Source organism: Streptomyces sp. SM18, from assembly GCF_002910775.2.
GTDB lineage: Bacteria > Actinomycetota > Actinomycetes > Streptomycetales > Streptomycetaceae > Streptomyces > Streptomyces halstedii.
Genome location: NZ_CP029342.1, coordinates 5,111,880 through 5,124,924, shown reverse-complemented (window position 1 = coordinate 5,124,924; position 13,045 = coordinate 5,111,880). Strand labels below are relative to the sequence as shown.

Genomic DNA, 13,045 nt, shown 5'->3' with positions numbered 1-13,045 from the left:
TCGTCCCCGGACGCTCCGCACCTTACGCGGCGCCCCGGTCACTCCCACCGGAAGAGCCGGGTGGACGCCGCGCCCAGCACCGCCGTCCACAGCGCCACGACCGCTAGGTGGGTCCAGCCGGGCCAGTCCCCGCGGGCCGCCTGGTCGAGCGCCTGGGAGGCGGCGCCGAGGGGTGTGCACTCGACGATCCGGCGCAGCAGGCCGGGCATCGTCTGCACGGGCACCCAGACCCCGGCCGTGAACATCATCACCAGATACGCGACCGACCCCACGGCGGTCGCGACCTTGGAGGTCCGGGACAGCGCGCAGACGGTGGCGCCGAGCGCGAGGACGCAGGCGACCGCCAGCACCAGGGAGAGCGTGTAGCCGGGGATCTGTCCGGGCAGCCGCACCCCGAAGGCGACGCGGCCGACGGCCAGGACGAGCGCGGCGGAGCACAGCGAGGCCGCGCCGTGCAGCACGATCTGCGCGGTGAGCAGGGCCGAGGGGCGGACCGGGGTGGTGGACATCCGGCGCAGGATGCCGCGTTCGCGGTAGACGGTGAGGACGGGGGGCATGGCCTGGAGCCCGGCCATGATCATGGCGAGGAGCACGGCCACGGGGACGTAGAGGTCGATGACGCTGCGTCCGCCGAGACCGTCCTGGTCCTCCCGGAAGGAGGGGATGAGGCCGAGGACGGTCAGGAGGACGGTCGGGAAGACCATGACCCAGAAGAGGGCACCGGGTTCACGCAGGAAGAGGCGGATCTCCGTCCGCAGGACGGCGGTGGCGGGTCTCCGGGCCGGGCCGGTGGCGCTGAGGGTGGCGGTCATGGTCAGGCGTCCTGCTCCGTGAGGTCGAGGAAGGCGTCGTCCAGGGTCGTCTCCAGAACACGCAGGTGGCGGGCGGTGACGCGGCGGGCGGCCAGCAGCGAGATCACGGCGTCGGCGGTGTCGTCGTCGCCGTGGACGGTGACCCGCCCGTCCCGCTCGTCCACCGAGACGGACACGGCGCCCGGCAGCCGGGCGAGTGCGCCGGTGTCCTGGAGCGGCTCCGACGGGGTGAAGGAGATGACGGTGGAGCCGCTGGAGCGGTCGATCAGTCCGGCCGGGGTGTCGAGGGCGACGAGCCGGCCCTTGTCGATGACCGCGACACGGTCGCAGAGCCGCTGGGCCTCCTCCATGAAGTGGGTGACCAGCAGGACGGTCACCCCGCTCGCCCGGACCTCCTCGATGAGCCGCCAGGTGTCCCGGCGGGCCCGGGGGTCGAGACCGGTGGTGAGTTCGTCGAGCACGACCACCCGCGGGTTCCCGATGAGGGCGAGGGCGATGGAGAGCCGCTGTTTCTGGCCGCCGGAGAGCTTGGCGAAGCGGCGGGTGAGATGGGTGTCGAGGCCGAGCCGTTCGGCGAGCCGCCGCCAGTCGGCCGGCTCCGGGTAGAAGGCGCTGTACAGCTCCAGCGCCTCCCGCACGGTCAGCTTGGGCTGGAGCTCGCTCTCCTGGAGCTGCGCGCCGAGCAGACGGGTGACCCGGTGGCGGTCGGCCACGGGGTCGAGCCCGGCGACCCGGACGGTCCCGGAGTCGGGGACGCGCAGCCCCTCGACGCATTCGACGGTGGTGGTCTTGCCGGCCCCGTTGGGGCCCAGGATGCCGAAGATCTCCCCTTCCTCCACGCCGAAGCCCACCTCGTCCACGACGAGGCGCCCCCCGTAACTCTTGCGTAGCGCGTTCACTTCGATGATGGGCATGGGCCAAGGGTTCCGGCGGGCGGGCCGCGGCGGTATCCGCCGTCCCGCTCGAACAGGCATCAGCCGATCGGTTGACGGGGCACGGCGATCGGCCGATGCCTGCGGGGTGATCGGTGGGCCCGGACGACGGGGCCGGTGGACGTGAGGAAGGGGCCTGACGGTCGTGGAAGGGGGCCTGGTGGAGACACCGGCCGGAAAACCACATGAGGGATGTCAGTGGTGAACCTTAGGCTCGGTCCTGATGCCCGAAACACTTGCAGAGCCCACGGACCGGTCCGCCGTGCGCTCCCTTCTGCGTCTGTGGCCCTATGTCCGACCGGTGCGGGCGCGGTGGTTCGCCGCCGCGTTCGTCGCGGTGCTCGCGTCCTGCCTCGGCCTGGTGATCCCCCTCATCCTGAAGTGGATGGTGGACGGGCCGGTCGCGGACCGGGACCCGGGCGGGGTGTGGCTGGGCGCGCTCTACCTGCTGCTGCTCGGGCTCGCGGAGGCCGGGCTCTTCGGGCTGCGGCGGTGGCTGGTGGCGCGGCCGCTGGCCGGGGTGGAGGCGTCGCTGCGCGCCGACCTCTACCGCCACCTCCAGCGGCTGCCGGTGGCCTTCCACGACCGCTGGCCCTCCGGCCAGCTGCTGTCGCGCGGGACCACGGACCTGATGCTGCTGCGCATGTTCCTGGCGTTCCCGCTGACCTTCCTGCTGGTCAACGCCACGACGATCCTGGTCGGCTTCATCATCCTGTTCGCTCAGCAATGGACGCTCGGCCTCGTCCTGCTGGCGCCCGCGGTGCCGCTGATGGTCCTGTGCTCCCTCTTCGAGACGAAGTACTCGCTGGTGGCGCGGAAGGCGCAGGACCAGGTCGGCGATCTCACGACGGTCGTCGAGGAGAGCGTGCTGGGCATCCGCATCGTCAAGGGGTTCGGCCGCAACCGCAGTCAGGCGCAGGCCTTCCGGGCGCTCGCCCAGCGCTTGCGCGGCACGGAGCTGCACAAGGCCCGGCTGCTGGCGTGGATCTGGGCGCTGATCACCGTCATCCCGGAGCTGGCCATCGGTGCCGCGCTGGTGCTGGGGACGATCGAGGTCGCGGACGGCGGGCTGTCGGCGGGCACCCTGGTGGCGTTCCTCTCGACGGCGCTGGCGCTGCGCTGGCCGGTCGAGTCGATCGGCTTCCTGCTGGCGATGAGCCAGGAGTCCGCGACGGCCGCCGACCGCTACTTCGAGGTCATGGACGTCGCGGAGGAACCGTCCACGGCGAAGGACGGGGCGAAGGACGGGGCGAAGGACCGGGCGCGGGACGGGGCGTCGGACGGCGCGCGGGCGGGCGGGGACGCGGAGGCGGGCCTCGTCTTCGACGGGGTCGAGTTCCGCTACCCGGACGCCGACCCGGATTCCGTGCCCGTCCTCGCCCGGATCGATCTGCGCGTGCGGCCCGGGGAGACGCTGGCCCTGGTGGGGGCGACCGGTTCGGGCAAGACCACGCTGACCGCGCTCGTACCCCGGCTGCACGACCTCACCGGGGGCCGCATCCTGCTGGACGGCGAGGACATCGCGGACCTGGAGCGCTCCCGGCTGCGCGAGCTGGTGTCGGTGGCCTTCGAGGAACCGACGCTCTTCTCCGCGACCGTCGGGGAGAACGTCCTGATGGGCGCGGAGGGAGCCGGTGAGGAGGAGCTGCGCCGGGCCCTGTCCGTCGCCCAGGCCAACTTCGTGGACGACCTGCCGCACGGCGTCAACACCCAGGTGGGCGAGCAGGGGCTCAGCCTGTCGGGCGGCCAGCGTCAGCGCCTCGCGCTGGCCCGCGCGGTCGTCGGCCGGCCCCGCTTCCTGATCCTGGACGACCCGCTCTCCGCACTGGACGTACACACGGAGGCCCTGGTCGAGGCGGCGCTGCGGCGGGTGCTGGAGGGCACCACGGCGCTGGTGGTCGCGCACCGGCCGTCCACGGTGATGCTGGCGGACCGGGTGGCGCTGTTGTCCGACGGCCGGATCAGCGCCGTGGGCACCCACCAGGAACTGCTGCGCACCCACACCGAGTACGCCTGGCTGATGTCCGGCGCCCAGAGCCCCCGGTCCGCCGACGAGCGCACCGCTGTCGCCACTGCCGAGGAGGGCAGCACCCTATGACCAGTACCACCGCGGACGGCCCCGCCCTGGCCGACGACGACCTGCCCGGCGGTGCGCCCGGCACACCGTCGGACGCCGCCGCCCCCGACTCCTTCGACAAGGACGACCTGCCCACCCCGCGCGGGGCGACCTGGGCGCTGCTCATGTCACTGCTCGGGCCGCTGCGCGCCAGGGTGGTGGTGGCGTCGCTCCTGCTGGTCGTCCAGCAGGCCGCCGTACAGGCCGGGCCGCTGCTCGTCGCGTACGCCATCGACCGCGGGGTGCCCGCCTTCCGGGACCACGACTACGGACCGCTGGTCGCCGTCGGCGCGGGATACACCCTCTGCGCGGTCGGCGCCGGGCTGCTCCAGTACGCCTTCATCAAGGCCGCCGCCCGGATCAACCAGGACGTACTGCTCGACCTGCGCGGGCGCATCTTCCGCCATGCCCAGGTGCTGAGCGTGGACTTCCACGAGCGGTACACCTCGGGCCGGCTGATCTCGCGGTCCACCACGGACGTGGAGTCGCTGCGCGAGCTGCTGAGCGAGGGCCTTCAGGAACTCCTCGGTGTGGTCCTGTCGTTCGTGTCGATCTCGCTGATGCTGCTGTGGCTGGACCTGGGGATCGGCGCGATCGCCGTGGCCTCCTTCGGCCCGCTGTACGTCCTGGTGCGGATCTACCAGCGCCGGGCGGGGAAGGCGTACTCGGGCCGGTCCACGGCCATCGCGGCCGTGATCGTGAAGTTCGCGGAGACGATGAACGGCATCCGCCCGGTCCAGGCCTTCCGCAGGGAGCGCGCCAACGACGCCGACTTCGCGGAGCTCAACCACCGCCACGAGCGGCGGAACGGCGACGCGCTGCTGGAGATGGCCCGGTACGTCGTCGGGTCCAGGCTCGTCGCGAACACGGCGGTGGCCGGGATGGTGCTCTGGGGCGCCTACCGGGTGGCGTCGGGCACCCTGGAGCTGGGAGTACTGGCCGCGGCGGTGCTGTATCTGCGGCGGCTGTACGACCCGATAGACCGGCTCGCGATGTTCCTCAACTCCTACCAGTCGGCGGCGGCCTCGCTGGAGAAGATCGCCGGCCTGCTGGCGCAGGTCCCCACGGTCCCGGAACCGGTCGCCCCGAAGGCGCTGCCCGCCCCGAGCGGGGGACTCCCCGGCCGCGAAGTACGGTTCGAGGAGGTGCGGTTCGCCTACCGTACGGGCGGCGAGGTCCTGCCGCGCTTCGACCTGACCCTCCCGGCGGGCCAGACCGTGGCCGTGGTCGGCTCGACGGGCGCGGGGAAGTCCACGCTCGCCAAGCTGCTCGCCCGCTTCTACGATCCGACCGACGGCCGGGTACTGCTGGACGGCACCGACCTGCGGGACCTGCCGACACCCGAACTCCGCCGGGGCGTGGTGATGGTGACCCAGGAGGCGTTCCTCTTCTCCGGGACGATCGCGGAGAACATCGCGATCGGCCGCCCGGACGCCACCCCCGAGGAGATCGAGCACGCGGCCAAGGCGATCGGCGCGCACGACTTCATCAGCGGTCTGCCCGACGGCTACGCCACGGACGTACGCAAACGGGGCGGCCGCATCTCCGCCGGTCAGCGCCAACTGGTCGCGTTCGCACGCGCGTTGCTCGCGGACCCGGCCGTCCTCATCCTGGACGAGGCGACCAGCTCGCTCGACATCCCCGGGGAGCGGGCGGTGCAGCAGGCAATGGACACCGTGCTGCACGGCCGCACGGCGGTGGTCGTGGCGCACCGGCTCTCGACGGTGGAGATCGCCGACCGGGTGCTGGTGATGGAACACGGCCGCATCGTGGAGGACGGCACTCCGGCCGAACTCATCGCCGGGACCGGCCGCTTCGCGGGGCTGCACCGGGCGTGGCGGGAGAGTCTGGCCTGAGACGGGCGGGCCGGCTACCGCGGGGAGGCCGGCCCCACCCGGCCTCCGCCACGGGTACCAGCCCCACGGCGCGGAACCGGCCACCTTTCCCCGCCGTCTCAGCCTGTGGTCCTCCGTCACTCGGGCCCCTCGCGTTCGAAGACCGGCCGCTTCGGTGGAGCCCCCGTACACCCTGCGCGTTCAGGTCCCAGGCGGTCAGTACCCGCCGGTAGGCCATCGGGACGACACACAGGGAAACGTCCGCTTAACGAACACGTACCTTCCGGCAACGGACGAGATCCGGCCAACATGTTGACGCGGTCCTGACATGCACGGGGTTCTGCTGACACTCTTCCCCCGTTCCGCGCTTCGCCTGCTCTGCCCGTCGGCTCACCCAGTCGGCCGTAACCCCCCTCGCAGAAGGAGTTCCGCGTGAGATCCACGCCCAGCCGTCGTGCCACCGCGACCGGCGCTCTGATAACCGCCGCAGCCCTCCTCGCCGTCGGAGTACAGACCAACGGCGCGACGGCCGCGCCCGTGAGCGGTACCGCCGCCCCGGCCGCCGCGGTGAAGGGCGCCGACCCCGGCGCGCTCCCCGCCCAGCTCTCCCCCTCCCAGCGGGCCGAACTGATCCGCCAGGCCGGCGCCACCACGGCGGCCACCGCCAAGGAACTCGGCCTCGGGGCCAAGGAGAAGCTGGTCGTCCGTGATGTCGTCCAGGACGTCGACGGCACCACGCACACCCGCTACGAGCGCACCCTGGACGGCCTGCCGGTCCTCGGCGGCGACCTGGTCGTGGCCGAGTCCAAGGCCGGGAAGACCGAGGGCGTGACCAAGGCGTCCAAGGCGACGACCGCGCAGCTCAAGGCCGTCAGCACCTCGGCGGACATCGCTCCCGCCACCGCCGAGAAGCAGGCGCTGACCGCCGCCAAGGCGGACGGATCCAAGAGCACCGAGGCGAGCGAGGCCCCGCGCAAGGTCGTCTGGCTGGCGAGCGGCACCCCGCAGCTGGCGTACGAGACGGTCGTCGGCGGCCTCCAGCACGACGGCACCCCGAACGAGCTGCACGTGATCACCGACGCCGCCTCCGGCGCCAAGCTCTACGAGTGGCAGGCCATCGAGAACGGCACCGGCAACACCCAGTACAGCGGCACGGTCACCCTGGGCACCTCGGGATCCGGCAGCTCGTACAACCTCACGGACACCGGCCGCGGCAACCACAAGACGTACAACCTGAACAACGGGACGTCCTCGGGTACCGGCACCCTCTTCACCGGCCCCGACGACATCTGGGGCAACGGCAACCCGACGAACGTGGAGACCGCGGCCGCCGACGCGCACTACGGGGCGGCGGAGACCTGGGACTTCTACAAGAACGTCATGGGCCGCACCGGCATCCGGGGCGACGGTGTCGGAGCGTACTCCCGCGTCCACTACGGCAACAGCTACGTCAACGCCTTCTGGTCCGACAGCTGCTTCTGCATGACCTACGGTGACGGCAGCGGCAACAAGGCCCCCCTGACGTCCCTGGACGTGGCGGCCCACGAGATGACGCACGGCGTCACCTCCAACACCGCGGGCCTCAACTACAGCGGCGAGTCGGGCGGCCTCAACGAGGCGACCTCGGACATCTTCGCGACGGGCGTGGAGTTCTACTCCAACACCGCCACGGACCCCGGTGACTACCTCATCGGCGAGAAGATCGACATCAACGGCAACGGCACCCCGCTGCGCTACATGGACAAGCCGAGCAAGGACGGCGCGTCCAAGGACTCCTGGTACTCGGGGCTCGGCTCGATCGACGTCCACTACTCCTCGGGCCCGGCGAACCACTTCTTCTACCTGCTCTCCGAGGGCAGCGGCGCCAAGACCGTCAACGGGGTGGCCTACGACTCCCCCACCTCCGACGGCCTCCCGGTGACCGGCATCGGCCGCGACAAGGCGCTGCAGATCTGGTACAAGGCGCTCACCACGAAGTTCACCTCCACCACCAACTACGCGGCGGCCCGCACCGGGACGCTCGCCGTGGCCGGTGAGCTGTACGGCACCGGCAGCACCGAGTACGCCGGTGTCGCCAACGCCTGGGCCGCCATCAACGTGGGCAGCCGCCCCGGCGGCAGCACCGACCCGGAGCCGGGCGGCACGGTCTTCCAGAACACCACCAAAAAGGCCCTGGTCGACCGCGGCACCACCACCATCCCCGTGGTCGTCTCCGGCATCGCCGGCAAGGCCCCCAGCAACCTCTCGGTCGCGGTGGACATCAGCCACACCTGGCGCGGTGACCTGGTCCTGGACCTGGTCGCCCCCGACGGTACGGCCTTCCGGCTGAAGAACTCCTCGCTGTCCGACTCCGCGGACAACGTGGTGGAGACCTACACGGTCAACGCCTCCGCCAAGACCGCCAACGGCACCTGGAACCTGCGGATCCAGGACGTCTACTCCGGCGACACCGGCACCTTCAACAGCGTCAAGCTCACCTTCTGAACCACGCCCCGCACGCACGGAACCACCCCCCACACACGGCGCGGCCCGGGAGATTCGCTCTCCCGGGCCGCGCCCGCGCGCGGTTCCCGGCTCAGCCGGGACCTTCGGGGATGTTCTGCTCGGCCCAGACGACCTTGCCCTCCGCCGTGCGGCACGAACCCCACCTGCGGCACAGCAGGTTGATGAGCTGGAGACCCCGTCCGCCCTCGTCGCTGACGTCGGCGTGCTGGATCTGCGGAAGGTCCGGGCCGGTGTCCGACACCTCCACCCGGAGGCGGCCGTCGCGCAGCATCCGGAGCTGGCCGGGCCCGGTGCCGTAGCGCATGGCGTTGCCGACCAGTTCGCTGACGACCAGTTCGGTGACGTCCGCGAGCTCGGCGAGGTCCCACCGGGCGAGCTGTTCGGTGACGAGCGTACGGGCGGTGGAGGCGGGGTTGCCGTCGGTGGGCAGCTCCCACGTCCGCAGCCCGACGTCCGGCGGCAGCGCGCAGGACTCGGCGACCAGCAGCACCGCCTCGTCGAAGCGCGCGTCGCCGGTCCGCAGCGCGGTGAGCAGCCCGCCGTCGTCCAGTTCGTCGCTCTGCATCTCCCCGACGGTGGACCGCAGTCCGGCCAGCTGGACGTCCACGTCGTCGGTACGGGTCTTGATCAGGCCGTCGGTGTAGAGCACCAGCCGCCCGCCCTCGGGAACGCACAGCCGTAGCGGGTCGTACGGGATGACGCCCGCCCCCAGCGGCGCCCCGACCGGCACGTCCAGGAACCGCGGCGTGCCCTCGGCGCCGATCAGCAGCGGCGGCGGATGCCCGGCGCTGGCGAAGGTGTAGCTGCGGTCGGCCGGGTCGTAGACCGCGCAGAGACACGTCGCGACCTGGTCGTCCTCCAGGTCGCGGGTGGCGAGGTCGAGCCGGGCCAGCACCCGGTCGGGCGCGATGTCGAGCGTCATGAGCGTACGGGCGACCGTGCGCAGCCGGCCCATGGTGGCGGCGGCCGGCAGTCCGTGCCCCGTGACGTCCCCGACCACCAGGGCGGTACGCCCGCCGGGCAGCGGCACCACGTCGTACCAGTCGCCCCCGACACCTTGGGCATCCGTCGCGGGGGCGTAGTGCGAGCGCACGCGCAGCCCGGGGGTGTGCGGGGTGGCGCGCGGCAGCAGGCTGCGCTGGAGCGAGACGACGTGCTCGCGCTCACGTCCGTAGAGCCGGGCGTTGTCCATGAACACGGCGGCCATGGCAGCGAGTTGACCGGCCAGCTGCACATCGGACCGGTTGAACGGAGGGCTGTCTCCGGCGCGTACGAAGTCGGCGGAGCCCAGCAGGATGCCCCGGGCGGTCAGCGGCACGGCCATGTAACTGTGCACGCCCTGGCGGCGCATCGCGTCGGCGGCGCTGTCGGTGGGGGCGACCCGCCCGTAGTCCTCGTCGGTCATCCGGCTGACCAGCACCGGCTCCCCGTTGCGCAGGCAGTGCAGGGTCAGCAGGGTCTCGCGGCGCCGGCTGCGGTCGACCACCTCGCCGACCGGCGAGGGCTCCAGGCCCGCCAGCGAGTCGAGGGACTTGACGGCGATGGCCCGGGTGACGGGGACGGCCGATCCGGTGACCCGTTCGCCCTCCTCGCCGTGCAGGACCGACTCCAGCAGGTCCACGGCGGCGCCGTCCGCGAGGCGCGGGACGCTGAACTCGGCCAGCTCCCGGGCGGTCCGTTCCAGGTCGAGGGTGGTGCCGATCCGGGTGCTCGCGGTGTGCAGCCAGCGCAACCGGGCGGCGGTGGTGAAGCGGTCGGCCCGCAGCGGGGCCCCGGCATCCGGGTGGCGGACGCGCAGGCTGCGGGAGGCGCCCCGCTGGGCGGCCAGCCGACGGGTCAGGCGTCTCGCTCGGCTTCCGCCGCCGTTCACCGTGCCGACCTCCACTCGCGCCCACCGGACGCCTCGCTGTCCTGTCACATCGGTGGGACCAGGCCACACCGGCACCGGCTGTCATGTTAGCCAGGTCACGGTGAAATCACTCCCGCCGGTGGGGCGGCGATCCCACGGTACGGACGCCGGTGGGCCCGGCGCCGGACGGGACGGCGCCGGGTCCACCGGTTCGGACGGGGAGCGGACCGGGCGGGTCTCAGCGCAGCAGCACACCCGCGTCCCCGGCGGTGTCCGCGCCGGTGGTCTCGCCGGGCACCGCGACCAGGCCGAGTTCCGCGCCGGAGGCGAGCAGCGGGTGCGAGGGCAGCACCCGCACGGTGTAGCCGTAGGGGCCGGTGCGGTCCAGGGCGAGCGGCCCCTCGTACAGCCGGCGGTCCTCCAGGCCGTGGCCGCCGGCCGGCTTCAGCGGATACGTCTGGGCCTCGGCGATCGCGTCGCTGGTGTCCACCCGCCCGGCGACGGCCTGCACCTCCACGTCGTCGGGGTCCAGGCCGCCCAGGGCAATCCTGACCCGCAGCGCCAGGGTGGAGCCCAGCTCGGCCGAACCGCCGACGACCGTGTCGGCCGAGGCCTCCACATGACCCACGGCGACCTGCGGCCAGGCCGCCCGGACCTTCGCCTTCCAGTCGGCCAGCTCGCGGGCCGCCGCCGGGGTCAGCCGCCTGCGGGCCAGGGCGGCGGGGGCGTAGAGCCGCTCCACGTACTCGCGGACCATGCGGCCTGCGAGGACCTTGGGGCCGAGGGTGACCAGGGTACGGCGGACCATCTCGATCCAGCGTTCCGGCAGGCCCTCGGCGCCCCGGTCGTAGAAGCGGGGGGCGATCCGGTCCTCCAGGAGCGCGTAGAGGGCGCCCGCCTCCAGCTCGTCGCGCCGCTCCTCGTCGGTGGCCGGGCCGTCGGCGGTGGGGATCGCCCAGCCGAAGTCGGGTTCGAACCACTCGTCCCACCAGCCGTCGCGCACCGACAGATTGAGGCAGCCGTTGAGCGCGGCCTTCATCCCGCTGGTGCCGCACGCCTCCAGGGGGCGCAGCGGGTTGTTGAGCCAGACGTCGCAGCCCGGGTAGAGCTTCTGCGCCATGCCCATGCCGTAGTCCGGCAGGAAGACGATGCGGTGGCGCACCCGGGGGTCGTCGGCGAAGCGCACCAGCTCCTGGATGAGCCGCTTCCCGCCGTCGTCGGCGGGGTGGGCCTTGCCGGCGACGACGATCTGGACGGGGTGGGTGGGGTGGAGCAGCAGGGCCCGCAACCGGTCCCGGTCGTGCAGCATCAGCGTGAGGCGCTTGTAGGAGGGCACCCGGCGGGCGAAGCCGATGGTCAGGACGTCCGGGTCGAGCACCCCGTCGATCCAGCCGAGCTCGGCGGTGCCCGCGCCGCGCCGCCGCCAGGAGGCGTAGAGCCGCTTGCGCACCTCGGTGACCAGTTGTTCGCGCAGGCCGCGGCGCAGGTCCCAGATCTCCCGGTCCGGGACGGCGGTGACGGCGTCCCAGCGCCTCGGGGTGCCGGGGCGGGTGCCGTCGGCGCCGCCCGCCTCACCGGTCCCGGCGCCGGCCAGGGCCTCGTCCGCGCGTTCGGCGCCGAACACCCGGCCGGCGAGCCCGAGGACCTCGGGCGCGACCCAGGTGGGGGCGTGCACCCCGTTGGTGACGGAGGTGATCGGGACCTCGGTGGCGTCGAAGCCGGGCCACAGCCCGGAGAACATCTCCCGGCTGACCGCCCCGTGCAGGGTGGAGACCCCGTTGGCCCGCTGGGCGAGCCGCAGGCCCATGACGGCCATGTTGAAGAGGCCGGGCTCACCGCCGGGGTAGGTCTCCGTGCCGAGGTCCATGATCCGCTCGACGTCGACACCGGGCAGCTCGCCGTCGTCGGCGAAGTGCCGGGCGACGAGCTGGCTCTCGAACCGGTCCATCCCGGCGGGGACCGGGGTGTGGGTGGTGAAGACCGCCCCGGCCCGCACCGTCTCCAGGGCGGCGTCGAAGCCGAGGCCGGTCTCGGTGAGTTCCCGGATGCGCTCCAGGCCGAGGAATCCGGCGTGTCCCTCGTTGGTGTGGAAGACCTCGGGGTCGGGGTGCCCGGTGAGCCGGCAGTAGGTGCGTACGGCGCGGACCCCGCCGATGCCGAGCAGCATCTCCTGGAGCAGCCGGTGGTCGCTCCCGCCCCCGTAGAGCCGGTCGGTGACCTCGCGTTCGCCCGGGGCGTTCTCCTCGACGTCGGAGTCGAACAGGAGCAGGGGGACGCGGCCGACCTGGGCCTGCCAGACCGAGGCGTACAGCGAGCGCCCGCCGGGCAGGGCGAGCACCACCCGGCTGGGGGTGCCGTCCGTCTCGCGCAGGAGGGTGAGCGGCAGCTCGTGGGGGTCGAGCACGGGGTAGTGCTCCTGCTGCCAGCCGTCGCGGGACAGGCTCTGGCGGAAGTAGCCGTGGCGGTAGAGCAGGCCGACCCCGATGAGCGGCACGCCGAGGTCGCTGGCGGCCTTGAGGTGGTCCCCGGCGAGGATGCCGAGGCCGCCGGAGTACTGGGGCAGGGCGGCGGTGACCCCGAACTCGGGTGAGAAGTAGGCGACGGCGGTGGGGAGTTCCGTGCCCTTGGCCAGCTGGTCCTGGTACCACCTCGGGCCGTCGAGGTACGCCCGCAGGTCCTCGGAGACCTCGGTCAGCCGGCGCAGGAAGTGCTGGTCGGCGGCCAGCTCGGCCAGGCGCCCGGCGGAGACGGCGCCGAGCAGGCGCACGGGGTCGGCGTCCGCGGGCCGCCAGCCCTCCGGGTCGGCCGCCTGGAAGAGCCGCTGGGTCTCGGTGTGCCAGGACCAGCGCAGGTTGCGGGCGAGGTCGCTGAGCGGTCGCAGGGGTTCGGGGAGGACGGGACGCACGGTGAACCGACGAATGGCCTTCACGGGTCCCACCTTTACAGGGGAGGTACGGATCCGAGGGGACGCACGGCGGTGCGCGTCCCGGCCGTCA

Annotated in this window: 7 protein-coding genes; 3 read left to right on the top strand and 4 right to left on the bottom strand. The window is 72.7% G+C overall.

Annotation, left to right across the window (positions count from 1 at the left end; all coding sequences use genetic code 11):
- Positions 1–38: 38 nt before the first annotated feature.
- Together B9S64_RS23265 and B9S64_RS23260 are read right to left on the bottom strand one after the other, a co-directional pair.
- The gene (locus B9S64_RS23265) at positions 39–812 is read right to left on the bottom strand and encodes an ABC transporter permease (RefSeq protein WP_103493899.1); all 774 of its coding nucleotides are present in this window, start codon (positions 810–812) and stop codon (positions 39–41) included.
- A gap of 2 nt (positions 813–814) precedes the next feature.
- Positions 815–1,726, bottom strand: coding sequence for an ABC transporter ATP-binding protein (locus B9S64_RS23260; protein WP_181012475.1), 912 nt, complete (start codon positions 1,724–1,726; stop codon positions 815–817).
- Between the two features lie 241 nt (positions 1,727–1,967).
- On the opposite strand from B9S64_RS23260, the gene B9S64_RS23255 reads away from it, so the two are divergent.
- From B9S64_RS23255 to B9S64_RS23245, 3 genes are all read left to right on the top strand, one after another.
- The gene (locus B9S64_RS23255) at positions 1,968–3,842 is read left to right on the top strand and encodes an ABC transporter ATP-binding protein (RefSeq protein ID WP_103493900.1); all 1,875 of its coding nucleotides are present in this window, start codon (positions 1,968–1,970) and stop codon (positions 3,840–3,842) included.
- Positions 3,839–5,716 (top strand): ABC transporter ATP-binding protein, encoded by a 1,878-nt coding sequence (locus B9S64_RS23250; protein ID WP_103493901.1) that lies wholly within the window; start codon positions 3,839–3,841, stop codon positions 5,714–5,716. The genes B9S64_RS23255 and B9S64_RS23250 overlap by 4 nt, the downstream gene beginning before the upstream one ends.
- Before the next feature lie 411 nt (positions 5,717–6,127).
- On the top strand, positions 6,128–8,179 hold the full coding sequence (locus B9S64_RS23245) for a M4 family metallopeptidase (protein ID WP_103493902.1): 2,052 nt from the start codon (positions 6,128–6,130) through the stop codon (positions 8,177–8,179).
- A 91-nt stretch (positions 8,180–8,270) separates the two neighbouring features.
- On the opposite strand, the gene B9S64_RS23240 is transcribed toward B9S64_RS23245, so the two are convergent.
- Together B9S64_RS23240 and glgP are read right to left on the bottom strand one after the other, a co-directional pair.
- Positions 8,271–10,070 carry a SpoIIE family protein phosphatase gene (locus tag B9S64_RS23240; protein WP_258038087.1) on the bottom strand — a complete coding sequence of 600 codons (1,800 nt, stop codon included), beginning with the start codon at positions 10,068–10,070 and terminating at the stop codon, positions 8,271–8,273.
- A gap of 217 nt (positions 10,071–10,287) precedes the next feature.
- Positions 10,288–12,978, bottom strand: coding sequence for an alpha-glucan family phosphorylase (gene glgP, locus B9S64_RS23235; RefSeq protein WP_109492104.1), 2,691 nt, complete (start codon positions 12,976–12,978; stop codon positions 10,288–10,290).
- Positions 12,979–13,045: the final 67 nt, after the last annotated feature.

Coding starts and splice junctions, on each gene's coding strand:
- B9S64_RS23265 (WP_103493899.1), bottom strand. CDS start 812: ATGACCGCCACCCTCAGCGCCACCGGCCCGGCCCGGAGACCCGCCACC.
- B9S64_RS23260 (WP_181012475.1), bottom strand. CDS start 1,726: ATGCCCATCATCGAAGTGAACGCGCTACGCAAGAGTTACGGGGGGCGC.
- B9S64_RS23255 (WP_103493900.1), top strand. CDS start 1,968: ATGCCCGAAACACTTGCAGAGCCCACGGACCGGTCCGCCGTGCGCTCC.
- B9S64_RS23250 (WP_103493901.1), top strand. CDS start 3,839: ATGACCAGTACCACCGCGGACGGCCCCGCCCTGGCCGACGACGACCTG.